The organism is Pseudomonas oplopanacis (assembly GCF_057128725.1).
Genome location: NZ_JBSKHV010000014.1, coordinates 1 through 24,508, shown reverse-complemented (window position 1 = coordinate 24,508; position 24,508 = coordinate 1). Strand labels below are relative to the sequence as shown.

The window sequence follows — 24,508 nt, the reverse complement described above, 5'->3', positions numbered from 1 at the left end:
GACATCAACGGGCGACTAAACCCGATCACTGATGGGCAGTGACGGGAATCAAGTTACCGAGGGAGGCAAAGGCGCACAAGCCGGCGGATTCTGGCGTAGCCGTAGGCAACGGCGCAAGGTTTTGTAGCTTTCAGGACGTAACCTGGAGGGCGTTTAAACACGCACCCTCGATAGCCGTTGAATGAGCTGACACGCAGGTCCTACAGACTCCTGTCGTGAGAACGATGAATAACCTGTGGCGAGGGAGCTTGCTCCCGCTGGGCAGCGAAGCGGCCCCAACAATGGGCCTGCTGCGCAGTCCAACGGGGGCAAGCCCCCTCGCCACAGGTGACAAAGGAAACGTATTAATTGCCCTGCCGTCTGAAGCCGTTCACTTCTGCGGTACAACAAAACTCACTTGCGTACTCGTGAGAATTTTATGAGTCGGGTCGGCCACTTCAAGCAGCACCTTATGCGTGCCGGGCGTCAGCCCGACCACGATAATCGGATCTTCACTGGTGTGCGCCCAAGTCCCTTTCCAGTCGTCGACGGTCACATGCAGGTGAGCGAGACGGGGCGATACATCCGCAGCCGTTTTGCCAAATACCGGCATGATCCTGGCGTGATCAATTTGATACTGGATGATGACAACACCGCGGGCGAGCGGCTCGGCCAGCGGCGGATAGGCGATGAGTGTGGGCACCGCCTCAGATTCCAGCGGGAGGATTGCTGGTGGCTGCTGGGGGTCTGCAATGCCTTGACCGCTCGCGGCGATGTAAAAAAAGAAACCCGACGCAACGGCCAACACATTTCTGAGCGCGACGGGCATGATTTTTCTCCCGTGAGTTAACTTAAGGCTAGATCAAACCGGGCAGTTGTCGATGTCGCGCAGAACGTGCCGCATCCTCTCGAAACCCGCACACCCTCAACGCCGGATGGATGACTTATCGAGCATCGCTCGATACCCTTACCTCCCCCGTTCCCAGTCCAACGCCCCTTTCACCCAGACGAGCATGTCATGAAATCCCCCGCAGGTTTGCTGCTGTCGGCAATCGAACTGGACCGTGCCAGCGCTATCCCCCTGTACCGCCAACTGTATCTGCAGATTCGCAAACAGATACTCAACGGCAGAATCCAGGGCGGCGTGCGCCTGCCGTCGACGCGGACTTTGAGCCAGGAATTGGGGTTGTCGCGGATCACCATTCTCAATGCGTTCGATCAGCTGATTGCCGAGGGTTTCCTGGCCTCGCGCACCGGCGCCGGTACGTACGTCGGCACGGAGTGGGAAAGCCGCGGGATCGAGGACGAGCAAAAGGCGCAGCCACCGCGCCTGTCGGACCTGAGCCAGTCGATGCTGTCGCTGCGCAGCGATCATTTTCGCGGGGTGTCCTATGCCGATTGGGACCCCGCGACACCGACCTCTTTCCTGCCCAGCCACGCCACTTATGAAGCCTTCCCGCAGGCGATCTGGCGGCGCCTGATGAACCGTCATCTGCTCAAGCCCACCAAGGCCATTCTGGGTTATGGCGAGTTACAAGGCTTGCAGGCGTTTCGCGCGGCGATTGCCGAATACGTGTTCGATGCGCGTGGCATCGACTGCGATGCCGGGCAAGTGGTGATTGTTTCCGGCGCGCAGCAAGCGTTCAACCTGCTGGGCATGCTGCTGCTCAATCCGCAAGACAGCGTGTGGATGGAAGACCCGGGGCACATCGCTGCGCGCATTGCATTTCAGGCCCAAGGCGCTCAGGTGATTCCTTTGCGTATCGATGAACAGGGGATCGACGTCCAGCAAGGTCTGGCCGAGTGCCCGGATGCCCGCTTGGTGTTTTGCACGCCATCGCGCCAGCATCCGTTGGGTGTCACCCTCAGTTATGCGCGGCGCCAGGCGCTGATCGACTGGGCGGCGCAGCATCAGAGCTGGATCATCGAGGACGATTGCGACAGTGAATTTCGCTACAGTGGCCGCCTCCTCCCGGCGCTGTATGCCATGGACCAGATGGCCCGGGTGATCTACGTCGGCACGTTCAGCAAAGTGCTCTTCCCGTCACTGCGACTGGGTTACGTGATTCTGCCGCAGGCACTGGTCGAACCCTTTTGCACGTTGCGCGCGGTGATGGATCGCAGCCCGCCCACCCTGCTTCAGGCAACCACGGCGGACTTCATGGGCGAAGGCCACTTTCTGGGGCACATCCGCCGCATGCGTGCGCTGTATAAAGCGCGCCAGCAGGCCTTGATCGAACAGCTTGAAAAGCAGATTGGCCCCTTCTTCAGGATCACCCCGGCGGATGCCGGCATGCACCTGATCGCCTGGCTGCCCGCCGAACTCGTTGACACCGAAGTTGCCCGGCAACTGGCCCAGCGCAACATTCACACCTACGCCTTGAGCGACTACCGCATCAAACATGCCCTGCCACCGGCGCTGTTGATCGGCTTTGCCGGTACGCCTGAACACCAAGCTCAGGAGCGGGTCGAGGCGCTGGCGCTGGCCTTGCGCGCATTGGGTTATCTGCCGCCGACCACTTGAGGCGAGGCAAGTGGTCTTATCAAATAACTGATAGTGGATCTATCGAGAGTTCCTGACTGGCGCGATAAAGGCTGCGCCGGTAGACCCGGTGTCTGAACCAGGAACGACTCTAATGAACAATAAGATCCAGGAACGATTCAACGCCTTGCTGAGCCATAAAGTGGTCGAAGACGAGGCTGTCCCCGTGCTGACGGATGCACTGGCCCGGCGGTTGCTTGAGCGTCTGGGGCAATTGCGCCTGTTTGCCCACGCCTACCCGCTACTGACCAACCTCACCCACGGTCGTGTGACCCCGGCCGACCTGCTGGACTTCGCCTATCGCCACGAGCTGCAAGGCCTGAGCCTGCACTTGCTCGACGGCGAGGAAAACAGCCTGAGCCAGATGTCACCCGAGCAACTCCAGGCGTTTGCCGCCAAGGCCAAGGCGCTGGGGCTGGATGTGCACCTGGAAATCAGCAGCACGCGCAAGAAGGATGTCGACCAGGTGATCGCCATCGCCAGGGCGCTGGCGGTGCGCAACATCCGTGTCTACTCACGTTACGAAGGCACGCTGTCGCAGGTCATGGACATCATCGAAACCGACCTGCATTACCTCGCGCAGCAAGCCGACGAACACGACCTGTTCTTTGACTTCGAGCAGCATGAAGAACTCAAGAGCGGTGAAATCGCGCAACTGCTCAATCGCCTCGACCACCCTCGCCTGCATGCCTTGTTCGACTTCGGCAACATGATCAATGCCTGCGAACAGCCCCTGCAAGCCCTGCGAAATATGGCGCCGCACATCCGCCAAACGCACATGAAAGGTGTGCGCATCGTCCCCGAACACAACGGTTTCGGCCATTACGGCGTCTTGCAGGGCAGCGACGAAGACGACCTGCCGAGCGCCCGCCTGCTGTTCGAATTGTTGATGCTGGGCGAAGCCACCCCGCAGGTGATCGCCTTCATTCTCGAGCAGGAAAACCACTACGTGGCCCCCGCTTTCCGCCAGCGCATCGAGGCCGCCGATCCGTTCATTGCTTACCGGGAGATGAGCGAAACGCCGCTCCCGAACGGCTTCTCGCTTGAGCAAATGCTGGCCGATGAACACCGCTGGGCGAACAACCAGGTCGCCTACGTCCGCAGCCTGCTGGCCGAAATGCGCACCTTGGCCGAACTGACCCTGGCCAGCCCTTCCAACGCCTGATCCTGACGAACCGATTACGCCCGGAGAACAATAATGACAATTCAAAACAAGGCCAAATGGCTCCGTTTCCTGATCCTCATCCTCGGTGGCGGCACCATCTACAAACTGGCAAACCTAAAGGACGCCTTTTATGTGCCCATGCAGGAATTCATGGGGTTGAGCCACACCGAAATCGGCATGCTGCTCAGTGCCAACGCGATCATTGCGACTGCGCTGTTTGTGCTGGGCGGACTGCTCGCCGACCGCTATGACACACGCAAACTGATCCCCCTCGGCCTGATCGGCACCGGTGGCCTGGGGTTGTACCTGGCGACCTTTCCGCCCTTCAGCAATCTGCTGATCGTGTTCAGTTTGTTGGCCGTCTGCGCCGACTGCCTGTTCTGGCCATCGCTGCTCAAAGCCATCCGCAACCTGGGTGACGATCAGGAGCAAGGCCGGTTGTTCGGCCTGCTCGAAGGCGGGCGTGGCGTGGTGGATACGCTGGTGGCCTTTTCCGCCCTGGGCGTGTTCGTCGCCATGGGTTCGGGCGAAACCGGTTTGAAGTCGGCGATCCTGTTCTACTCGGTCATCGACATTTTGGCCGGCACCCTGACCTGGTTCCTGCTCAAGAGCGGCAACGCCCAGGCGGTGGCCAAGCCGAAGAATGGCCTGGCAAACCTGATGGAAGCGATCAAGGTTCCGGGCATCTGGCTGGTCAGCCTCAACGTGTTCATGGTCTACATCGTCTACTGCGGCTTGACCTATTTCATTCCCTACCTCAAGGAAATGTACGGGTTGCCTGTGGCATTGGTGGGCGCCTACGGCATCATCAACCAGTACTTCCTGAAGATCCTCGGCGGGCCTGCCGGCGGTTTTATTGCCGACAAGCAATTCAAGAGCACCAGCCGCTACCTGAAATGGGCATTCCTGGCGCTGTTGCCGCTGATGGGCGTGATCATGCTGATTCCGAAAAGCCCAGGGTTCATCTACGCGGGCATGGCCGCCACCCTGTCCTTCGCCTTGATCGTGTTCTCCATGCGCGGCGTGTTCTGGGCGCCCATGGGTGAAGTGGGCATTCCACAACACATCACCGGCTCGGCCTTCGGCATCGGTTGCCTGATCGGTTATGCGCCTGGCATGTTTGCCTACGTCATCTACGGCTCGATCCTCGATCACTACCCCGGTGAACAGGGTTACAACTATGTCTTCACCCTGATGAGCGGACTGGCCGTCGTGGGCTTCATGGTGTCCAGCCTGCTCTATCAAGCGGTGCGCAAAAAATCCGTGACCACTGACGGGATGAGTGCGGCGCAAGCCTGATCGTCGCACGCAGAGGTCATCGGCATTGACGATGACCTCTGCTTCGCCTCGTCACTCAATGCGGCGCGCGAGGAATCGTCTTCAGCAGGTCTTCAGGACTGATGTAACCCACGACTGGCTCCGCAACACTGCCCGGCAATGGCAGGTCAAGAATGTGGCCCTTGATCTTGCCGATGACATGCATTTCGCACGGTTTGCAGTCGAACTTCAGGGTCAGCACCTCGTCACCGTGCACCAGTTGCATCGGCGCGACCTTGGTGCGCACACCGGTGACGCCTTTGGCTTGCTTGGGGCACAGATTGAAGGAGAACCGCAGGCAGTGCTTGGTGATCATCACCGGCACTTCGCCGGTTTCTTCATGGGCCTCGAACGCGGCGTCGATCAGCTTGACGCCGTGGCGGTGATAGAAATCCCGGGCCTTCTGGTTGTAGACGTTAGCCAGGAACGACAAGTGCGACTCCGGATACACCGGTGGCGGCGTGGTTTCGGCCTTGCGATGACCTCGCGGGTGGGCGAGCAGACGCGCCGCGGTCAACGCCTCAATCACCTCACGGCGCAAGGCTTTGAGCTGCGAGTTGGGAATGAAGAACGCCTGCGGCGCATCCAGCTCGATGGCAGTGGCGTGATAGTCGGTGGTGCCCAACTGACCGAGCAGATCGCGCAGTTGCTCCAGGGCCTGCTCCGGTTTGTTGGCCAGGCCGAACGGACCGTCCAGCGACAGGCTGGCGCTGACGCCCTCCTCGCTCGTGGCGGTCAGTTGCAGGCGCTGCTCGTCAAGACGTGCCACCCAACTCAAGCCGATACGGCGTTCGGCGGAAGTCTTCTGCAAGGCTTGCTGCCAGTTATGGTCAAGGTTGCGGCTCAGTGGATGGTTGGGCCGCAACTTGAACATCCCGTCCGGCATCTCGTTGGGTTCGACCCGGTAGCGATAGCGCTTCTGGCCGTCGTCGAGGAATTCACCCTTGGGCTCGGCGATGTTGGCGCGGAAACCCACCACTTCGCGCTTGATCTGCACGTTGAGGCCGTCGCCATTGGACAGCGGCTCAAAGGTCACCACCTGCAAGTCACGCTTGCCGACTTTCTCTACCACGCCCACCGACAAGCCGGTGAAGGTTGGCGAGTCGAAGGCGCCGATGTCGATCTTGCGATCCGTGACGAAGTAATCGGTGCTGCCACGGTGGAAGGTCTTGTCCGGGTCGGGCACGAAGAAGTGCGCGGTGCGGCCGCTGGAGGCCCGCGCCAGGTCTGGGCGATCTTCAAGCACGTCGTCCAGACGCTGACGGTAATAGGCCGTGATGTTCTTCACATAGCCCATGTCCTTGTAGCGCCCTTCGATCTTGAACGAGCGCACCCCGGCCTCAACCAACGCGCGGATGTTGGCGCTCTGGTTGTTGTCCTTCATCGACAGCAGGTGTTTTTCGTAGGCAACGACGCGGCCCTGATCGTCCTTGAGGGTATAAGGCAAACGACAGGCCTGGGAGCAATCACCCCGGTTGGCGCTACGACCGTTCTGGGCGTGGGAAATATTGCACTGCCCGGAGAACGCCACGCACAACGCGCCGTGGATGAAAAATTCGATCGCGGCGTCGGTCTCGTCGGCGATGGCGCGAATCTCTTGCAGGTTCAGCTCGCGGGCCAATACCAGCTGGGAGAAACCCGCCTGGTCGAGGAACTTGGCCCGCGCCAGTGTGCGGATGTCGGTCTGGGTGCTGGCGTGCAGCTCGATCGGCGGAATACCCAGTTCCATCACCCCCAGATCCTGAACGATCAACGCATCGACGCCCGCATCGTACAACTGGTGGATCAGCTTGCGCGCCGGCTCCAGTTCGTTGTCATGCAGGATCGTGTTGATCGTGGTGAACACGCGGGCGTGGTAGCGACGGGCGAACTCCACAAGTTGCGCAATATCGCTGACTTCGTTGCAGGCGTTGTGCCGGGCGCCGAAGCTCGGGCCACCGATGTACACGGCGTCGGCGCCATGCAGGATGGCCTCGCGAGCGATGCTCACGTCACGGGCGGGGCTGAGCAATTCCAGGTGATGTTTGGGAAGAGACATATTTTTTATCTGGTTATCACGGTAGGTGCGCATTGTAGCGGGCAAAATCGGGTTGGGCACGTGGGGCGACGGAATGGGGGGGTGTCGCTCACCCGTGACCTATTCGGATGGCAACTTTTTGAATTACTGCTTAGCTTGATCGTGAGATTCCAGGGAGGGTTTGCATGTCCAGATTTTTCGCCACCTTATTCATGATCACTCTGGGCATGAATACTTGCCTTGCCAGCGAAGGTGATGACCAAGCCAACTCCTTCATCAAAATTTATGCATCGCTTTGCATAAAGAACCTTCCAGATCTGGAAGCACTTCGAGAAAAGCTGAGGCCAATACCGACACTGCCCCCTGAAAAGGCGGCGTACTTCCTGGCAGGTGATCCTGGTGACGCCTGGTCTGTTCCAGACAAGCATGGAACGTTTGTTCTCGCACTTCCTGGCGGCCAGCATTTTTGCGCGCTGCATGTCCGCAGGGCCAATACGGAGGCTGCTATAAAACTGTTCATTGGGTTGGTTGCCAATCCCCCGTCTCCGTTCACCGCAACATTGGTGAAAAACGAGAAAACGCAATCTTCCCCAAACGGGGAAATTCAAACGCTTTCCTATGAATGGTCTGTTCCAAGTGCGACTCGCAAAATGATGTTTACCCTAACGACTGCCCCGTCCGAATCCGCACAACTTCAAGTGCTTGGTTCGGCTGCAATCATCACTGAATAGAATCAAACGCTGCCAGAAAAACACTATTCGAGCAGAGCGTTACGATTTTGTACCAATGCGATCAATAGGGGCTTGCGATGAATTCACTAATCATCAAAACAATGCAGGTGATTGTGCTCGTGAACATCTGGTTGTCCATGCTGCTGGGACTCGCTGGTGGTATTGCATTCGCGTATTTTCGTGATAACGGTTCCGGCGTAAGCCTGGGGCTTGGCGCGACAACTATCTCGATTGCATCACCAGGGTCCTATCTATTGTTCGGGTTCGTCGGGCTGATCCTGATGTTTTTATTCGTTGTTCCTGTTTATGCGTTGTGGGTACTGATGTACTCGAACAACAAACTACTCGTACAGATTGAGAGGAATACCGCAACAATGGCTAATGCCGCGATCAACGCGGATCACCATCAAAACAACATATCTCCTATTGATGACTGTCTGAGAGCAGACCCAAGGCCCAGATAACCAACAAAGGGAACGGATTTATCTTTACGGGTGCTTTTGGCGCTTAGGTCATAACTAAATCAGTCCCTTTTTTGCTCTGGTCTGACGACCGAATATCTGCGCGGAACCCTTGCTGCGCGCCTGCCGGCTCCGAAAACTGAAAATCAGCAAGCCTTTGAAACGCATCAGGTCGACAAGGCAACCCGTCCTATCCCGGCAAACTCAACTTCCACTTCCACCCCGGCGGACGCCCAGTAGATACCGGTCCAGCTACCACACGCCACCAGGTCACCGGCTCGCAAGGGGCTGCCCAGTGCTGCAGCGTGACGCGCCAGCCACGGCAGCGAACTCAGCGGCTCAGCGAATGGATGGCAGCCGACGCCGACGAACTCAGGCTCCCCGTCCACCCGCAACGCAACCTGTTGTCTGGACCAATCCGGCATTTCCCCCAGCGTTTGCGGTGCACCGAGTACCAGCGCGCGGTTGAGTTGCTGGTCGGCCAGCCGAAGCAGTGGCGCGGCCTGATCGCCCTTCAGCCAGCGCGTGCCACACAGTTCGATGCCCGGCATCCACACATCGACCGCCGCATAGGCCATGGCCAGATCAGTGTGCGGGTCGAGGTCGCGCGACAGGCGCACGATCAGTTCTCCCTCGATCCCGAAACCGAAGGTATCGCCCGGCGGAACCTGCCAACCCGACGGGTGTACCGCCATTGCCGGCACCCCGGCGGCGCTGATCAAACCTCCCGGAGCGCCGCCCAGTTTCCAGGCCGCTGGCGGCCCGGAAGCGAACCAGCCGAGGGCATCCGCTACCTGACGCTGCACGGCATAGGCTTCGGCCTCACTGGCCAGTTCCAGAGTTGGCAACGGTTGTTGGCGCCCCTCACGCCAACCACGAATGAGGATGGCAGCCACCTGCGCGACCGCACTCACAATGGCAACTCAGTCTTGCGTCGGCGCAGTTGCGCGGGTGCCGGGCGCTCGCACGGCAGAAACCGGCCGCGACCCGCCTCACCGCGCGGCTCGCCGTCCCAGACCACCTCACCGCGAGACAGGGTCATGGCCGGCCAGGCGCTCAGCGTCATGCCGGCGTAAGGCGTGTAATCGACGTTGTGGTGGAGCATTTCGTTGCACAGGTGCACCGGCTCACCTTCGTTCCAGATCACCAGGTCGGCATCAGCACCAATAGCGATGCTGCCCTTGCGCGGATACAGCCCATACATCTTGGCGGCATTAGTGGAGGTCAGCGCCACAAAGCTTTGCGGGGTGATGCGCCCGCTGCGCACGCCTTCGGACCAGAGCAGTGCCATGCGGGTTTCGACACCGGGGATGCCGTTGGCGATCTGGTCGAACGACACCTCTTCACCGTGGGCCTTCTTGCCATTCGGGCCATCGAAGCGAAAGGGTGCGTGGTCGGACGAGAAAATCTCGAACGAGCCGTTCTCCAGGCCATCCCAGATCACCTGCTGGTTTGCGGCATCGCGCGGCGGCGGGCTGCAGATGCACTTGGCACCTTCGAAGCTGTCATCACACCCCAGCGAGTCGGCGGTCAGGAACAGGTACTGCGGGCAGGTTTCGGCGTACACCTTCAACCCCTGGCTCTGGGCCCAGCGAATCTGCTCCACGGCCTCGCGACCTGACACGTGCACGATCAGGATCGGCACGTCCACCAGCTCGGCAAGGGCGATAGCACGATGGGTCGCTTCGCGTTCCACCAGCATCGGCCGCGATGCGCTGTGGTAGCGCGGCGCAGTCAGCCCGGCCGCCAGTAGTCGCTCGGTAAGCCAGGCGATGCAATCGCTGTTCTCGGCGTGGAGCATCACCATGGCGCCTTCACGGCGCGCGACCGACAACGTCTCGAGAATCTCCCGGTCGCCCAGCTTCAGCGCATCGTAGGTCATGTAGATCTTGAACGATGTATAGCCTTCAGCAATCAAGGCCGGCAGTTCTTCACGCAGCACCTGCGGGGTGGGATCGGTGACGATCAGGTGGAAGGCATAATCGATCACCGGCTTGTTACCCGCCCGACGATGGTAGTCATCGACGGCAGCGCGCAGGCTTTCGCCCTTCTGCTGGCAGGCGAACGGGATGACGGTGGTGGTGCCACCGCAGGCCGCCGAGACCGTGCCGCTGAAGAAGTCGTCAGCCATCACCGAGCCGTCGCCCGTCGGCTGGTCGAGGTGCACGTGGCTGTCGATGCCACCGGGGGTGACATGCCGGCCTGCCGCATCGATTTCCTGGTGACCTTGCGCCAGGTCCAGGCCAAGGGAGACGATGCGCCCATCACGAATACCGATATCGCTGGTGAACGTGTCCGCGGCGGTGACCACGCGGGCGTTGCGAATCACCGTATCAAAAGGTTGCATATCAGGCCTCTTCCAGAAGTAACCGACCCAGCCGTGGGGACTAACGCATCAATTTTTTGATCCGGCGTGATTGCCACGCCATCAAGTTCGTTCAAGCCAGGCACGGGCGATTTCTTCGCGCGTAGCAAACCAGACACCGCCGTGTTGCTTGGCATACTCGATGAACTGCTTGATCGCCCTTACCCGCCCAGGACGGCCCACCATGCGTGGGTGCAGCCCGATTGACATCATGCGCGGTCCTTCAGCCGACTCCTCATAAAGGACTTCAAAGCTTTCTTTCATGTACTCGAAAAAGTCCGATGCCTGCGACAACCCCGGAGAATTCCAGTAGCGAAAATCGTTCACGTCAGCGGTGTAAGGCACCACGAGATGGCGCTTACCCTCGACCTCGACAAAGTAGGGAACATCGTCGTTGTAGGCATCGGAATCGTAGAGAAAACCGCCCTCCTCAGCGACCAGGCGACGGGTATTGACGCTGGCGCCATACCGGCAATACCAGCCAACGGGACGCTTGCCGCAGGTGCGTTCGAACGACTCGATGGCCAAACGCATGTGTTCACGCTCTTGCTCTTCGGTCAGGCGAAACACTTCCTCCCAGCGATAACCGTGACTGCAAATTTCATGGCCACCCGCGACTGCAGCGCGAGCAACATCAGGGTTCTGCTCAAAGGCTACTGCGCACGCATGAAAAGTCGCGCGAACCGATTGCTGGTCGAGAATATCCAGAATTCGCCAGATCCCCACGCGCGAGCCGTACTCATACATCGATTCCATCGCCAGATTGCGTGTGCCGTCGGGTATTGAATAGCTGCCCCATTCGGTCATTGATTCCTGGTCCGGGTCGCCCATGGCGAGCGAGCGTTCGGAACCTTCTTCGTAGTTGATTACCAGGCTGATGGCCAAACGTGCGCCATTGGGCCAGGTGCCTTGCGGGCGTTGTCTGCCGTAACCCACTAAATCGCGTGCAGGTGAAACCATCGGGATATTCTCCTGAAGTGACTGGTTAAATAAGTACGTAGCGAAGGTAGCGGCTTAGCAGTCGATATCCTTCAGTCGGTCATGACTGAAGGTGCTATCCGATTCCCACTCGCTGAAGGCAAGCCCCATCGCCAGGGTTTGCGCAATACAGAACGAAGCGGTCAGTGAACGAAAGCCTAGTAATTCAGCGTCGTTGACCTCGATCACCGTATCGGCCATCTGCCCGATAGGGCTCAGAACGCTGTCAGTGATCGCCACCAGCGTCACGCCTGCAGCCCGCGCCTGACGACACGCCTCAATGGTGTCATTGGCGTATGGCGGAAAGCTGACGGCTATCAACAAATCATCTTCGGCAATGGCGCTGACCTGCTCCGGCAACGTGCCGCCAGCGCCGCTGATGTGCACGGTTCGCCGGCCCACACGACTCAACGCGTAGCTCAGATAGGCGGCAACCGGAAAGGCGCGACGCATACCGATGACAAAGGTGGTACGAGCGACTTGCAAATGGGCAATGGCGGCTTCGATATTGGCCTGTTCACCGCCTTCGGCCAGGTGTTCCAGAGAAACGATGTTGGCCTGGCTGAACTCTCGCAGAATTGCGCCGACGTCACTTGGGTCCTCCAACAACGTCTCGCCGCCGTAGTGCCGAATGCGCTCGCTTTGAGTGTCGGCAGCCTGCTGCAACGGGGCGCGAAACAGCCGCTGCAAATCCTTGAAACCTGCAAAGCCAAGGGCCTGGGCCAGCCGAATATAAGCGGAAGGCGCGATGCTCGAGCGCTTACCCAATTCGGCCACCGTGTTGAGTGCGATCTCATGCGGGTTGTCGATCAGGAATCGGGCAGCATCGCGCAGGCGACCGGTCAGTTGTTCGTGCTGGGCCGCGATACAGTCACGCAGCTCTGCAAGGGTTTCAGGTAAGGCCATAATGAAGGCTCGTAAAATTAGAAGTGTGTACGCCGGTCAACGCAACGCATTGATTGCTTGATCCAGTGCAGTGATGAGGCGATCGACTTCTTCCAGCGTGTTGTAGTGCGCCAACGACACCCGCACCACCCCGCCAAACTGATCAAGCCCAAGGGCCTCGATTAGTCGTCGCGCATAGAAGTCACCAAAACGAATGCCGATCCGGTGCTCATCGACCCTGCGCACAACCTCCTCGGACTGAACGCCTTCAACCACGAAACTGATCGTTGGCACTCGATTGCGGGTATGCGCTTTGCCAATGATCCGAACGCCCTCACGCTGGCGCAAAAATGCCAGCAGACGCTCGGCGAGCAAATCTTCCTGCACCTCGAAGGCATCGAACGCAGCCTGCATGCACTGGCGTTCGCTGCCCTGTGCACCCAGCCGGGTACTGATGTCGAGCAAATAATCGGTAATGCCGATGCAACCGAAGGACAGCTCATAGTTGACGTTACCCGGCTGCAATTTGTAAGGCACCACATCCTGACCGATAAAGAAGTGGTTAAGGCTCGGCAATTCCAGCAACAGATAGCGACGCCCCCAGAGCACGGCAAAGTGTGGACCGAAGGTTTTGTAGAAGCTATAGACGTAGAAATCGGCACCGCTCGCCTGAACATCAACCAGGCGGTGTGGCGCATAAGCGACGGCGTCCACGCACAGCTTGGCGCCCACCGCATGCACACGTCGCGCAACCTCGGCGACAGGATTGATCGAGCCGAGAATATTCGAGGTGTGGGTCATCGCCACATAGCGGGTTTTGTCATTGAGCAAGACCTGCAGGTCATCCAGCTCCAGCTCACAACTATCCTGATTGACCTGCCAAACGCGCAGGGTCGCACCACGGCTTTCGCAAAGCTGGACCCAAGGACCGATGTTCGCCTCGTGATCACAATTGGTGACGATGATTTCATCGCCCGGAACGATTGACGGGGCGATGGCACGACACAGTATTTGCAACAAGTGGGTGGTCGAACCGCCCATGATCACTTCTTCGGGATGCTCGGCATTGATCAACTGCATCACCGAGTGCCGTGCCTGCATCACTCGCACCCCAGCGTCGACGGAAGGTTGGTAAGAAGCGCCCAGTTGCACGCTACTATTGAGCATGTAATCAACGACCCGCTCAGCCACGGCGTTCAGCACCATCGAACCACCGGCGTTGTCCATGTAGGCATAACCATCGGCCAGACCTGGAAATTGCTTGCGAACGTAATCAATATCGAGAGGATTCACTCTACTTTCTCCAGCCTGAGTCAATGGTGCAAGATGGCCTGCAGGAACGCTTTTGTACGAGGTTCCTTAGGTGCGGTAAAAAACGGTTCAGGGATGTTCTGCTCAACAATGCGTCCGCTTTCCATGAAGATCACCCGGTCGGCGACCCGACGGGCAAAGCCCATTTCGTGAGTCACCACAACCATCGTGACGCCGGAGCGAGCAAGGTTCTGCATGACATCGAGTACTTCGCCAACCATTTCCGGGTCCAGTGCCGAAGTCGGTTCGTCGAACAGAATTGCGCGAGGTTCCATGGCCATGGTTCGGGCAATAGCAACACGCTGCTGTTGCCCGCCAGACAATTGGCTCGGGTATTTGTGCGCGTGATCGCCCATGCCGACTTTCACCAATAGCTCCTTGGCCCTGGCGTGCGCATCACGCCGACTCAGCCCGCGAACACGGATCGGCGCCAGCGATACATTGTCAAGGACAGTGAGGTGCGGATAGAGGTTGAAGCTCTGAAATACCATGCCCACTTCACTACGAATTGCGCTCAGTCGCGGACCGTTTTCAACCCGCTCACCGGCTACGCGGATATGGCCTTGCTGGTAGTCTTCGAGCAGATTTATGCAGCGGATCAAGGTCGATTTTCCCGAGCCGGACGGACCAAGAATGACCACCACTTCACCCTCTTCAACCTGCAGGTTGATATCGCTTAACGCTTTGAAACTGCCGTAGTACTTGTCGAGTTTTTCAATGTCGATCAACGTGCTCATGCGGTTTTTCCTCCAGAGGCGTTACGACGCTCAACCCAGCTGACCATCTGCACCAGCGGCAACAGCAGCAAGAGGTAAAGCAACGCGGCCCCCACCAGCGGTGTCGGGTTAGCTGCCAGTGCCTGCGCCTGGGTTGCCTGCTTCAGCAAGTCAGGCATCGCTACGACTGAGGCGAGCGCCGTGTCTTTCATCACGTTGATGCAATTGCTGGTCATGGGCGGCATCACGATGCGGATAGCCTGCGGCAAGACCACGTCACGCATGGTGTTGAAAAAACTCATGCCTTGAGAAGCGGACGCTTCGAACTGGCCACGGGGAATGGCCTCGATGCCCGAACGAAAAATCTCCGCACTGTAAGCGCATGAGACAAGCGAGAGCGCACTGGCAGCGGCCGCAAAAGACGACAGTCGAATACCCACAAAAGGCAGCGCGTAATAGATGAGGACCAGCAAAACCAGTAATGGAATGGAGCGCATGATATCGATGTAGATACGCGCAAGCGCTCGAACAGGTGCGTAGGAGTACAACCGCAGCAATGCTAGCAATAGCCCGCCCACCAGGCCCAGGGCAATACTCACCACCCCAAGCAAAATGGTCACGCCCAGACCGCGCATCATCAGCGGAAGCGAATCGACGAGCACGTTCCAGTTGAAGAATGTCTGCAAAAGATCCATGGGATACCTCGGTCAATACAAGTGGCGAACAGGTGTCGCCACTTACATGCATCATCAGCAGGGCTTACTTGAGGACGGCGGTCACTTTCAGGGTGCTCGAATCTTTATCGGCGTCGGCGCCGAACCACTGTTTGTGGATTTTTCCGAGCGTGCCGTCTTCTTTCATCTTGCTGATGATGTCGTTGACCTGATCGCTCATCGCCCAGCCTTTGGCGTGCATCAGCGAGTAGCGCTCACCAGTGGGAATACGCGCCACGATGGAATACTGCGGTTTGTCCTTGATGTAGTAGAGCACCGCAGGAATGTCGCTGAGGTAGCCATCGATTCGTCCGGAAGCCAGGTCGAGCATGGCTGGCGACAGCCCTTCATAGCGCGAGACATCGGCGAACTTGTACTCGTCCTTGTGTTGGCCGATCCACATGTCGCCGGTCGAGCCAGTGTCGACACCCACCACCTTGCCGTTCATGTCGGCCAGGCTTTTGACCTTGGAAGTGGTCAGTGCGGTGAGCGACTGGTCACTGTCGAAGTAAGGCTGCGCAAAGGCTACCGACTCCAGACGTTTGGGAGTGATAGTGATTGATGAGATAGCGATTTCAACACGTTTGGATTGCACGGCACTGAACAGGCCGTTGAAGGGAATATTGACGAACTCGACGCTTTTTCCGGCGCGCTTGGCCACCTCTTTTACAACATCAACTTCGAAGCCGACAAACTCGCCTTTGGAATCCTGAAACTCCCAGGGCACGTTGCCAACGTTAGCACCTACGGTCCAGTCCGCGGCCCAGGTTGGCAGTGAAACTGCGGCCGTCATGAACAATCCCAACATCACTTTCGCTTTCATGTTTGCTCCCGATTGTTTGTTTTTTTAGGTGCTAACAGCGGTTGATCTCGTACAACGTGGGATCGAGAGTAAATCACTGGATTATTTATTTCAACACCGTCTGTCTATGAATTTTTTGCTCCACTATCGTATTCAGTTTTCCTCAAGCGTCACGTCCAAAGGGCTAGTTACGCTCAGAACTGATCAAGGTGGCCGCGCGCAGCAGACTTCGCGACAGGCATCCGGCAGAAGCGACCCGGGGATTTGCATCATTAGCAAACCAGGATAGGTGCGCCGCGTCCAACAGCGTGGTTAATAGGATGACGTATTTCGTGCCCAAAGGTCCTGCAAGCATCGCCGCCAGCAAGCTCGCAAGAGGTTGCGACCTGTCATCGAGCGAGGCGATCTCGCTAACCGTCCTGCCGAAGTCAAGGACGGAATTTCCCGCTAACGCATACTGTGCCTATAGACGTTAAACAAAAGGTCGAAGTAAACGATCAACAGGAAACCCAACACATAGACTCACAGGTTGGGGTTTCACACGCAGGGGGAAGGCGCATGCGGGTAGTATCGAATAAGTGACGTTGCCCTAATCCGCAGGAGCAATACCACGCAGGCAGGATGAACAGGACACCATGTGGTCGCTGGGCCAGCCGACTTAAGACCGGCGTAGTCGTCCTTGTCGGCTGCTGAACTCAAATGGGCGGGATATCCGCTCTATTTGGACGAGGATGCCTGCAATCGCTTAGCGGGGAGACACGCATTCGCTACCCGCCGCAGGTCAATGGAGCAGACGTGCAGGTGAGCCGATATTGGGGCTCCCTGCTACCCGACTGAGCAATTCCAGCCGGGCAACCTCGAATTTATTCCATATCACCCGATCGGCAAACTTGGGTAGCGAGATGGCTTCTCCAGAATCAAAATCCTCTAGCGCGGCATCCACAATGGCCACTGCGCTTTGATATTGGGTCTGCTGTGAACCTGCATACAAAATTGCTTGAACACGTACTGCGACTTTATTGAAATGCTGCCGCAGCGCGTGGGATAGCGAGAGCAAAAAAGCGCTGTTCGCCGACTCAATGGCAGCACCGGAACTCGCCTCGAACACGGGCACCAGATTGATAACCGTTCCGGCGCCCCTCTTTACGAAACCATTTGCCAATGCGTAAGACAAGCGTACGGGAGCAGTGATCCCCAAGGCGATTGTGGCCCCTATCTCATTTTCCTCTGTGATGTCGTGATGGTTGATGAGCAATGTGATACTGGCGTCCTGACTTAACAAGGCCTCGATGCGGACAACTTCGGCGGACACTGCCAAATCAGCATTCAGCACTTCCACCGATCGTCCGCTGGAGTCAGTGAGCGCTGCAGCAAGCGTCATTAATTGCGGCCGATCCACCGCAATTAAAATCAAGTCGTAGCCCCGCTGAGTCAGTCGGTGGGCGAAAGCTATGCCTATTGCTGTACCCGCGCCGGTTATAACGGCCGTGCCTTTATGAGTCATGCGGTTTGCTCCAAAGGCGGTGCATGTAATAGGGCCAGAGTAGTGAACGCCCGTATGTCGGTAAAGGCCGTAAAACCATCATTTTCGGCCTTGGTCTGGTCAAGTTTATGGCCGGAAATGTTGGCATTCCGAAGTTTCTCGTAGCTCAAGCTCGGTCTTACTGAATTTATCCGGCGCAAAACGCTAACCCCCTCGAAATCGCGGTTCTGCTTGCAGTCCCGCGATTTTCGCGCATGCTTACGTTTCGCCTGTCACCAGACATTCATGCGTCAAGCCAGTGTTCAACTGGGCGAACGGGAGTTTTTATGCAAAGTGTGGCGTTAATCGTACGGCCCGATTTTCAAGTGATGAGCCTTGCTGCGCTTTCAGCTTTCGAGTTTGCCAACCTGGCCGCGGGTGAAAAACTCTACGACATCAGTGTGCTATCCGAGCATGGTGGCTTGGTCGCCAGCTCCCTGTTCACGTCGGTTGATACTCAGCAGTTCAACAAGACTGATTTCGATACCGTCTTGATCAGTGGTGCAATGGATCGCAGTTCGGCGTCGGACGGTATTCACTCCTTTCTGGTTGAAGCCAATGCACATTCACGGCGGGTAGGCGCTTTGTGCGTCGGTGCTTTCGCGCTTGCCGAGTCCGGATTGCTCGATGGCCGTCGAGCCACAGTGCACTGGGCTCGCGCCAAGGAAATGCGCGATAGATTCCCCGCAATTAAGGTAGAAGAAGATCGCATCTTCATCATCGATGGCAAGATCTGGACCTCGGCAGGCATGACCGCTGCGCTCGATTTAACCATCGGTATGGTCGAGAAGGATTACGGTGCCGCGCTGGCCCGGACCGTCTCGCAGCGGCTGGTGCTATACCATCGCCGCGCGGGTGGGCAGTCCCAGCATTCGGCGATGCTGGAACTGAGTCCGAGCTCCGACCGCATTCAGCAATCGCTGGACTTTGCTCGAAAAAACCTGCGTCGCGACCTTTCCGTAGAAGACCTGGCGGATGCGGCGTGCCTGAGTCCTCGGCAATTCAGTCGAAGCTTTCGCGAGCAGACCGGAAGCTCCCCCGCCAAGGCCATTGAGAATCTACGTCTGGAGGCCGCCCGATTGATGATCGAACAGGGGCGACTAACGCTTGAGGCGGTGGCCTCGGAGACCGGCTTTGGCGACCGTGAACGCATGCGCCGGGCCTTCCTGCGCGTGTATGGTCAATCCCCGCAATCGTTGCGCCGGACCTTCGGTTCCAACGCTGAGGTATAAGCTTCTATTTTTTCGCAGCAGAATAACGGCGGCCATTGGCCGCCGTTATTCATTCTTGGAACGCTACTTTTAGAGCGTATAGATTATTTAATTTGAAGGTTGAAGTTGCGGTGCAGGTCGGCGGCCGGATGTGTAGGCCAAGGCCAAGGCCGTTGCTGCGCAAAGGGCACTGACAAAGCCAAGGTTGGCCAATGAGCTGTAGTGCAATGTCAGAGAGCCGAGACCCGCACCCAGTGAGAAACCGAGGTACATGAAGGAGGCGTTGAGCGACAACACCACTGGCGCGCTCGCAACGCCGGCCACGCCGACCAGCGTGGTTTGCTGTGCAGGATAAAAAGCCCAGTGCGCCACGCCCCAGGCAGCGATGGCGAGGACTATCGGCACAATTAAAAACTGTTTGCCGATAAAGTGCGGCGCCAGCGACAGGACGACGAATGCGGTAGTGGATGTCGCCAACGCTGGCAGGATCACTGCGCGCGGACCTCTTCGGTCTACCGCCCGGCCGCTGATGGCCAGGCCGATTGCGGCTGAAACACCCCAGCCAAATAGCACGAAACCTATTGCCGGGCCATTTATAAGGGTGGTGGCCTCCAAAAGCGGAGCGAGATAGGTGTAAGTGGTGTAGCTCGCCATCGCCCACAACGTAGTGATCAGCAACGTATGCAAAACCGCAGGCTGAGCCGCCGTTGAAATTCGCTGGCGCAGGCTGGCAGTAGCGAGTCCGGTTCCTATCTCGCGTGGAAGGCCTATCAGCAAACCGGCAACAGCCAACGCGGCAATGATCGCGACGCTGCCGAACGTGGCGCGCCAACCCATTGCCGCCCCCAGTACCGTGCCCGCCGGAACTCCCAGGGCAATGGCAAGCGACAGGCCACCGTTGACGATAGCGATGGCGCGGCCACGCTGTTCGGGAGGCACGACCACGCTGGCCAGTGCGTTCGCACCGGGTACATACACTGCCGCCGCGAGTGCCAGCACCACTCTCGCGGCCATCAACGACCAATAACCACTGGCCGTGAAGGCCAGCAGATTGGCCAGCGCAAATATCGCCATGGCACCAATCAGCAGCCTGCGCCGGTTCAGGTTCCCGGTCAGCGCAGCCAGCACTGGAGAGCTCAGTGCATAGGCCAGAGCAAATACCGTGACCAACTGACCCGCCGTGGCAACGCTAACGCCAAGATCCTTCGCCATTCCGGGAAGCAAGCCCGCGATCATGAAGCTTTCGGTACCGACGGCAAACGTGCCTAAGGCCAGCCAATACAGCGGCCGGTTGCTTTTGATGAATTGGGTTGAGTTCATGGTATTCCAGCTGTGAAAAAGTGATGGCGCCCTGTAGATCGCGTGTACACATAAAAAAGCCCCCGCGAGGGGGCTTCGTTTGGTATCTGCGCTAAAGCAACTCGAGCTTGGCGAAAGACGTTACGCAATCGCTTCTTCTTTATAAAACTCGTAGTCGGTGTAACCCACCTCGGTACCGCCAAAAAAGGTCGGACGGTCATAAGCGTTCAGTGGCAGATTGTGGCGCAGGCGCTCCGGCAAATCCGGGTTGGCGATGAAGTGGCGACCGAAGGCCACCAGATCGGCGTCGCCAGCCTGAAGGATGGCCTCGGCGGATTCGCCGTCAAAGCCACCGGCAGCAATGATCACGCCTTTGTAGTGTTTGCGCATCAGCTGGGCAGCGACCGGCGCCGGGTCGGCATTCTCGTCCTCGATGTTGCCCAGGATGCGCGGCTCGATCAGGTGCAGGTAAGCCAGGTTCAGCGGCGCCAGTTGTTGCGCGACGTAGGTGAACAGGCCTTCTGGATCGCTGTCGCCCATGTCACCCCAGGTGCCGCTCGGGCCGACACGAACCGCCACTCGATCACTGCCCCACACCGAAATCAGCGCGTTGGTCACTTCCAGCAGAAAGCGTGCGCGGTTTTCGAACGAGCCGCCGTAAATGTCGGTGCGCTTGTTGCTGTTGTCCTGCAGGAACTGGTCGATCAAATAACCGTTGGCACCATGCAGTTCCACGCCGTCAAAACCGGCTTTCACGCCACGTTCGGCAGCAGTGCGGAAGCTTTCCACCAGGCCTGCGATGTCTTCGATGGTCAGGGCGCGGTTCGGGGTATTGGGTACCCAACCTTCGGTAGTGTAAGCAACGCCGCCGTGCAGGACTTCCGATGGGCCGACGGGGATGCTGCCTGCAGGCTGCACGTCGACATTGGATTGGCGACCCGCATGATAAAGCTGCAGAAAGATCTTGCCGCCTTTAGCGTGCACGGCGTCAGTGACGTGTTTCCAGCCCGCGATCTGGCTGTCGTCGAACAGGCCTGGTGCGCCGAGATAGCCGTTGCCGTTTGGCGCGGCGATGGTGGCTTCACCGATCAGGAAACCGCCTTCGGAAGTGCGCTGGGCGTAGTACTCGGCCATCAGGGCGCCAGGACGAGCGCCCTCTTCGGCACGCATGCGGGTCAGCGGTGCCAATACAATGCGGTGGGCGAAGGTGAACCGCCCGACTTTAACTGGGGAATGAAGTTTGGACATGGTTGCCTCGATTGAAGTGTATGTGTAGAGCCATTGGATATCCGCCCGGGTCGATGGCCATGTGGGCTTTCGGGGTTGGGGCGCTTGGCATCAGTAAAGGTGATTTTCCGGAGTGAATAAATGGGCCGCGTTTCCCATCACTTCGGACTTTTTGGCTGTAATGCTGGCGATCATGGAGATCGAACTGTCGATGTCCGGATAACGGCGCCCGCACTCATGCAAGCGCCGTAGGGTGCTCACTGGGCGTAGAGTGCCAATAGCTGAGCATTGAACTCAGTGACAAAGGCGTGTTCATCCGCCCCTGCATTAGCGCGCAATGGCTTGGCCCGCTCGACCAGAATTTCAACCGCGTCCGTGCCCAGCACCGCTATCGTCTCGGCAATAAACTCATCCAATGGCATCGCCAGTTCCGCTTCGGAGCTATCCATCAGCTCGGTACGTACCCATGGCGGCGCGATTTCCAGCACCTTGACCGAGGTATCGCGCAGCATGAAGCGCTGAGACAGGGCATAAGAGTGCAGCGCGGCCTTGGTGGCGCTGTACACCGCCGTCAGCGCCATGGGCACGAAACCAAGTACTGACGAGGTGTACGCCACATAGGCGTCATCGGCCTTCTTGAGGTGCTCGATCAGCGCCGAAGTCATGCGGATGGGGCCCATCAGATTGGTGGTAATGGTCGACGCCAGCAATTCGTCATCCACTTGGCCGGCGGCAGTGTCCGGCAACATGATCCCGGCGTTATTGATCAGCACATTGAGTTGCGGGAATTCGTTGATCAACTGTTTCGCGACCGCGGTAATACTGGCTGGATCGGTGATATCCAGTTCGACCGCGTGCATGCCCGGGTTGGCTGCAACGACGGCTTCCAGATGGCCCTTGCGCCGACCTGAGATAATTACCTGGTTTCCCAGTTTGTGCAGTGCTTCGGCCAGCCCACGGCCGATGCCAGAGCCGCCGCCGGTTATAAAGATGGTGTTTTGATTGAGTTTCATGGGTGAGTCCTCTGAGGTTACAGAAATAAAAGCGTGAACAATGAAGGGGAAATATCGGTTACTTGGCGGCGCGAATGACCAGGTCGGCGACAGCCGCAGGTTTGGAAATCATTGAGCAATGGCCCGCATCGACATGGTCGCTGACGGCGCCAATCTTCTTCACCATCAGCTCTTGAAGTGCCGGTGCTATGGCGTTATCAAGGGTCGCCACCAGATACCAGCTGGGCTTGTCCTGCCAGGCGGCTTGAGTGAGTGGTGCGGTGAGTGCCGCTACAGCGGTCGGACGCTGGTTTTCAAACAGCTGACGCTTCTCCTGCGCACTCACATCCTGAGCAAAGCCTTCATGGACACCCTCGTAAGTGAGGCTCGACGAACCCGCCTGATCCATGCGGATCTCGGCACTCATCAGCGACGGCTCGGCCAATGCGGTCAGCCCCAAAGCTGATTCGCCAATGTCAGGGGTAAAGGCGTTGATATAGACGAGGCCCGCCACCTTGGCGTGAACACCTGCCTCGCTGATGACCGCACCGCCATAGGAATGGCCCACCAGCAACACCGGTCCTGGAGCGGCGGCGATGGCCTGGGACACGACGTCGGCATCTGCTGCCAGCGACGTCAGCGGCAGGTTGACCGTGGTCGTACTCAGGCCGGCGGCTTCGATCAAGGCGCGCGATTTGTTCCAGCTGGTGCTGTCGGCCCAGGCACCGTGTACAAGAATGACGTGTTCGATAGTGCTCATGCCTTCTCCTGATTTCGGGTAGACGGGCGGGTTGCCCGTGCTGTGAATTCAGGGTCTATGCTAGGCGCGAGCTAAGAAGCAGATGGGTCGAAATACCGACGTTTCGGGACATCTCACTGGTTGCAGCATTGGCATACTCTGCAGAGAGTGCAGCCAGCATTAAGGCAACTTTCTGCACAGTGGTCACTCTTGGTTTGAATGATCATCTGCAGGTGGCTTTATCCCTTGTCGATTGGGCCATCAGTTCAGGTTCATGAAGGTTACCGGCACCCATGAATAGCCTGTGTCTTCCTTGCGCAGGCGCCCAAAGCCAGGGAACGGCATATGAGCACCACCGACCAGGGTTTTGTCCTCTGCCAACTTCACGAAAAGGTCTTCGCGGGTCTTGATTGCGGTCGGTCCGTCAGCGTCGAACGCGATACCCACTTCGGGATGTGGCATTTGCACAGAGACGACGTGGGCAACGTCGCCCCAGATCAGCAGCGATTGGCCCTTGGACGAAACCCTGTAGCCCACATGCCCTGGCGTATGCCCCGGGATGGCAACGGGAGTAATGCCCGACACGATTTCATCCATGCCCTGCAATGGCTTCCAACTGCCAGCCGCCAGATAAGGCGCAGCAGCAGCCTGGGCAATCTGGAAGAATATTTTTGCGCCCTCCGGCGCTTTTTCCGCAATGTCCTTCGACAGCCAGAAGTCACTCTCGGTCTTCATCATGGAAATCTGTGCCTTCGAGAACACGCGCTGGCCTTTGGCGTCGTAGATTCCGCCAATGTGGTCGGCGTGCATATGGGTCAGCAACACCAGGTCGATTTGTACGGGTTTGTAGCCAGCAGCCTTCAGGTTGTCAGTGAGCTTGCCAAGTGACGGCCCTCCCCAATGGCCTCCGGTGCCCGTGTCGATGAGGATGAGTTTTGAACCCGTATTAATGAGATAGCCCGTTACCGAACCGGACACCTTTTGCGGATCATCGAAAAACGATCGCAGCAGCAGCGACTGGATGAGGGCCGGGTCGCCGCTGAGTAGCGATGAATCAATACTGATGCCGCCATCGAAGAGTGCGGTGACCTCGAAATCGCCCATCATCATGCGATAGAAGCCCGGGACTTGCTTGTGTTGCATAGGCGCTGCGGCCTGAACCGGCTCGACTGCGAAAAGTCCTCCGCCGATAGCCAGCGTTACTGCAAAGACGGCGCGAGAAGCTAGCGTGGAGAGTTTCATTCCCATTCCTTTTCGTTGGTAGAGGAGCACTGCAAAGGGACGAAGCCAACCGGCAACTCCCACTAGCGACCTACGGTACTGGCTGTTGATCTTAGTTCAGCATTCGAGAGGTCGTATTAAAAACGCGGCCAACGCCAACGCCTCGCTCCCTATTACTTCCCTTCCCAATTCCCCCGCCCGCCTCTACTCTGCCTTAACCCTCTCCCAGCACCGAGCTCACCTCAAATGATGGACAGCCTCAGCGGCATCACGGCCTTCATTCATGTGGCCGAAACCCGCAGCTTTACCGAAGCC

General features: G+C 58.2%; 22 protein-coding genes. 6 read left to right on the top strand and 16 right to left on the bottom strand.

Annotated features, from left to right (window positions below):
• Positions 1 to 370: 370 nt before the first annotated feature.
• Positions 371 to 808 (bottom strand): DUF6130 family protein, encoded by a 438-nt coding sequence (locus ACWKV5_RS23590; RefSeq protein ID WP_483843204.1) that lies wholly within the window; start codon positions 806 to 808, stop codon positions 371 to 373.
• Between the two features lie 189 nt (positions 809 to 997).
• On the opposite strand from ACWKV5_RS23590, the gene pdxR reads away from it, so the two are divergent.
• The 3 genes from pdxR to ACWKV5_RS23575 all read left to right on the top strand — a co-directional run bounded on the left by pdxR (position 998) and on the right by ACWKV5_RS23575 (position 4,985).
• Positions 998 to 2,503, top strand: coding sequence for a MocR-like pyridoxine biosynthesis transcription factor PdxR (gene pdxR, locus ACWKV5_RS23585; protein WP_483843203.1), 1,506 nt, complete (start codon positions 998 to 1,000; stop codon positions 2,501 to 2,503).
• A gap of 112 nt (positions 2,504 to 2,615) precedes the next feature.
• A complete protein-coding gene (locus ACWKV5_RS23580) occupies positions 2,616 to 3,686 on the top strand; it encodes a sugar phosphate isomerase/epimerase family protein (protein WP_483843202.1) in 1,071 nt (356 codons plus the stop codon).
• 33 nt (positions 3,687 to 3,719) lie between these two features.
• Positions 3,720 to 4,985 (top strand): MFS transporter, encoded by a 1,266-nt coding sequence (locus ACWKV5_RS23575; protein ID WP_483843201.1) that lies wholly within the window; start codon positions 3,720 to 3,722, stop codon positions 4,983 to 4,985.
• A gap of 55 nt (positions 4,986 to 5,040) precedes the next feature.
• On the opposite strand, the gene ACWKV5_RS23570 is transcribed toward ACWKV5_RS23575, so the two are convergent.
• Positions 5,041 to 7,041 (bottom strand): peptidase U32 family protein, encoded by a 2,001-nt coding sequence (locus ACWKV5_RS23570; protein ID WP_483843200.1) that lies wholly within the window; start codon positions 7,039 to 7,041, stop codon positions 5,041 to 5,043.
• Between the two features lie 164 nt (positions 7,042 to 7,205).
• Here ACWKV5_RS23570 and ACWKV5_RS23565 point away from each other — a divergent pair, with 164 nt between their 5' ends.
• Together ACWKV5_RS23565 and ACWKV5_RS23560 are read left to right on the top strand one after the other, a co-directional pair.
• Positions 7,206 to 7,751 (top strand): NMCC_0638 family (lipo)protein, encoded by a 546-nt coding sequence (locus tag ACWKV5_RS23565; RefSeq protein ID WP_483843199.1) that lies wholly within the window; start codon positions 7,206 to 7,208, stop codon positions 7,749 to 7,751.
• 77 nt (positions 7,752 to 7,828) lie between these two features.
• Complete coding sequence (locus ACWKV5_RS23560; RefSeq protein WP_483843198.1) at positions 7,829 to 8,215, top strand: hypothetical protein; 387 nt, start codon at positions 7,829 to 7,831, stop codon at positions 8,213 to 8,215.
• 164 nt (positions 8,216 to 8,379) lie between these two features.
• On the opposite strand, the gene ACWKV5_RS23555 is transcribed toward ACWKV5_RS23560, so the two are convergent.
• The 9 genes from ACWKV5_RS23555 to ACWKV5_RS23515 form a co-directional block, all read right to left on the bottom strand.
• On the bottom strand, positions 8,380 to 9,108 hold the full coding sequence (locus ACWKV5_RS23555) for a 2-keto-4-pentenoate hydratase (protein ID WP_483843197.1): 729 nt from the start codon (positions 9,106 to 9,108) through the stop codon (positions 8,380 to 8,382).
• 14 nt (positions 9,109 to 9,122) lie between these two features.
• Positions 9,123 to 10,559, bottom strand: a complete 1,437-nt coding sequence (gene hydA, locus ACWKV5_RS23550) for a dihydropyrimidinase (protein WP_483843196.1) — start codon at positions 10,557 to 10,559, stop codon at positions 9,123 to 9,125.
• An 81-nt stretch (positions 10,560 to 10,640) separates the two neighbouring features.
• On the bottom strand, positions 10,641 to 11,537 hold the full coding sequence (locus tag ACWKV5_RS23545; protein ID WP_483843195.1) for an allantoinase PuuE: 897 nt from the start codon (positions 11,535 to 11,537) through the stop codon (positions 10,641 to 10,643).
• A gap of 54 nt (positions 11,538 to 11,591) precedes the next feature.
• A complete protein-coding gene (locus tag ACWKV5_RS23540; protein ID WP_483843194.1) occupies positions 11,592 to 12,461 on the bottom strand; it encodes a MurR/RpiR family transcriptional regulator in 870 nt (289 codons plus the stop codon).
• Positions 12,462 to 12,497: 36 nt separating this feature from the next.
• Complete coding sequence (locus ACWKV5_RS23535; RefSeq protein WP_483843193.1) at positions 12,498 to 13,733, bottom strand: cysteine desulfurase-like protein; 1,236 nt, start codon at positions 13,731 to 13,733, stop codon at positions 12,498 to 12,500.
• Positions 13,734 to 13,753: 20 nt separating this feature from the next.
• Positions 13,754 to 14,488, bottom strand: coding sequence for an amino acid ABC transporter ATP-binding protein (locus ACWKV5_RS23530; protein ID WP_483843192.1), 735 nt, complete (start codon positions 14,486 to 14,488; stop codon positions 13,754 to 13,756).
• The gene (locus ACWKV5_RS23525; protein ID WP_027923846.1) at positions 14,485 to 15,162 is read right to left on the bottom strand and encodes an amino acid ABC transporter permease; all 678 of its coding nucleotides are present in this window, start codon (positions 15,160 to 15,162) and stop codon (positions 14,485 to 14,487) included. Before ACWKV5_RS23525 ends, ACWKV5_RS23530 begins: the two co-directional genes overlap by 4 nt.
• A gap of 64 nt (positions 15,163 to 15,226) precedes the next feature.
• Positions 15,227 to 16,003 carry a transporter substrate-binding domain-containing protein gene (locus tag ACWKV5_RS23520; RefSeq protein WP_483843191.1) on the bottom strand — a complete coding sequence of 259 codons (777 nt, stop codon included), beginning with the start codon at positions 16,001 to 16,003 and terminating at the stop codon, positions 15,227 to 15,229.
• 760 nt (positions 16,004 to 16,763) lie between these two features.
• Complete coding sequence (locus ACWKV5_RS23515; protein WP_483843190.1) at positions 16,764 to 17,486, bottom strand: SDR family NAD(P)-dependent oxidoreductase; 723 nt, start codon at positions 17,484 to 17,486, stop codon at positions 16,764 to 16,766.
• A gap of 305 nt (positions 17,487 to 17,791) precedes the next feature.
• On the opposite strand from ACWKV5_RS23515, the gene ACWKV5_RS23510 reads away from it, so the two are divergent.
• Positions 17,792 to 18,736, top strand: coding sequence for a GlxA family transcriptional regulator (locus ACWKV5_RS23510; RefSeq protein ID WP_064118086.1), 945 nt, complete (start codon positions 17,792 to 17,794; stop codon positions 18,734 to 18,736).
• Positions 18,737 to 18,823: 87 nt separating this feature from the next.
• On the opposite strand, the gene ACWKV5_RS23505 is transcribed toward ACWKV5_RS23510, so the two are convergent.
• From ACWKV5_RS23505 to ACWKV5_RS23485, 5 genes are all read right to left on the bottom strand, one after another.
• Entirely contained in the window at positions 18,824 to 20,035 is a 1,212-nt protein-coding gene (locus tag ACWKV5_RS23505) for an MFS transporter (RefSeq protein WP_483843189.1), read from the bottom strand.
• A 120-nt stretch (positions 20,036 to 20,155) separates the two neighbouring features.
• A complete protein-coding gene (locus ACWKV5_RS23500; RefSeq protein WP_483843188.1) occupies positions 20,156 to 21,262 on the bottom strand; it encodes an alkene reductase in 1,107 nt (368 codons plus the stop codon).
• A gap of 236 nt (positions 21,263 to 21,498) precedes the next feature.
• Positions 21,499 to 22,254, bottom strand: a complete 756-nt coding sequence (locus ACWKV5_RS23495; protein ID WP_483843187.1) for an SDR family oxidoreductase — start codon at positions 22,252 to 22,254, stop codon at positions 21,499 to 21,501.
• Between the two features lie 58 nt (positions 22,255 to 22,312).
• Entirely contained in the window at positions 22,313 to 22,993 is a 681-nt protein-coding gene (locus tag ACWKV5_RS23490; protein WP_483843186.1) for an alpha/beta hydrolase, read from the bottom strand.
• Between the two features lie 240 nt (positions 22,994 to 23,233).
• The gene (locus ACWKV5_RS23485) at positions 23,234 to 24,214 is read right to left on the bottom strand and encodes an MBL fold metallo-hydrolase (RefSeq protein WP_483843185.1); all 981 of its coding nucleotides are present in this window, start codon (positions 24,212 to 24,214) and stop codon (positions 23,234 to 23,236) included.
• Between the last annotated feature and the right edge of the window lie 294 nt (positions 24,215 to 24,508).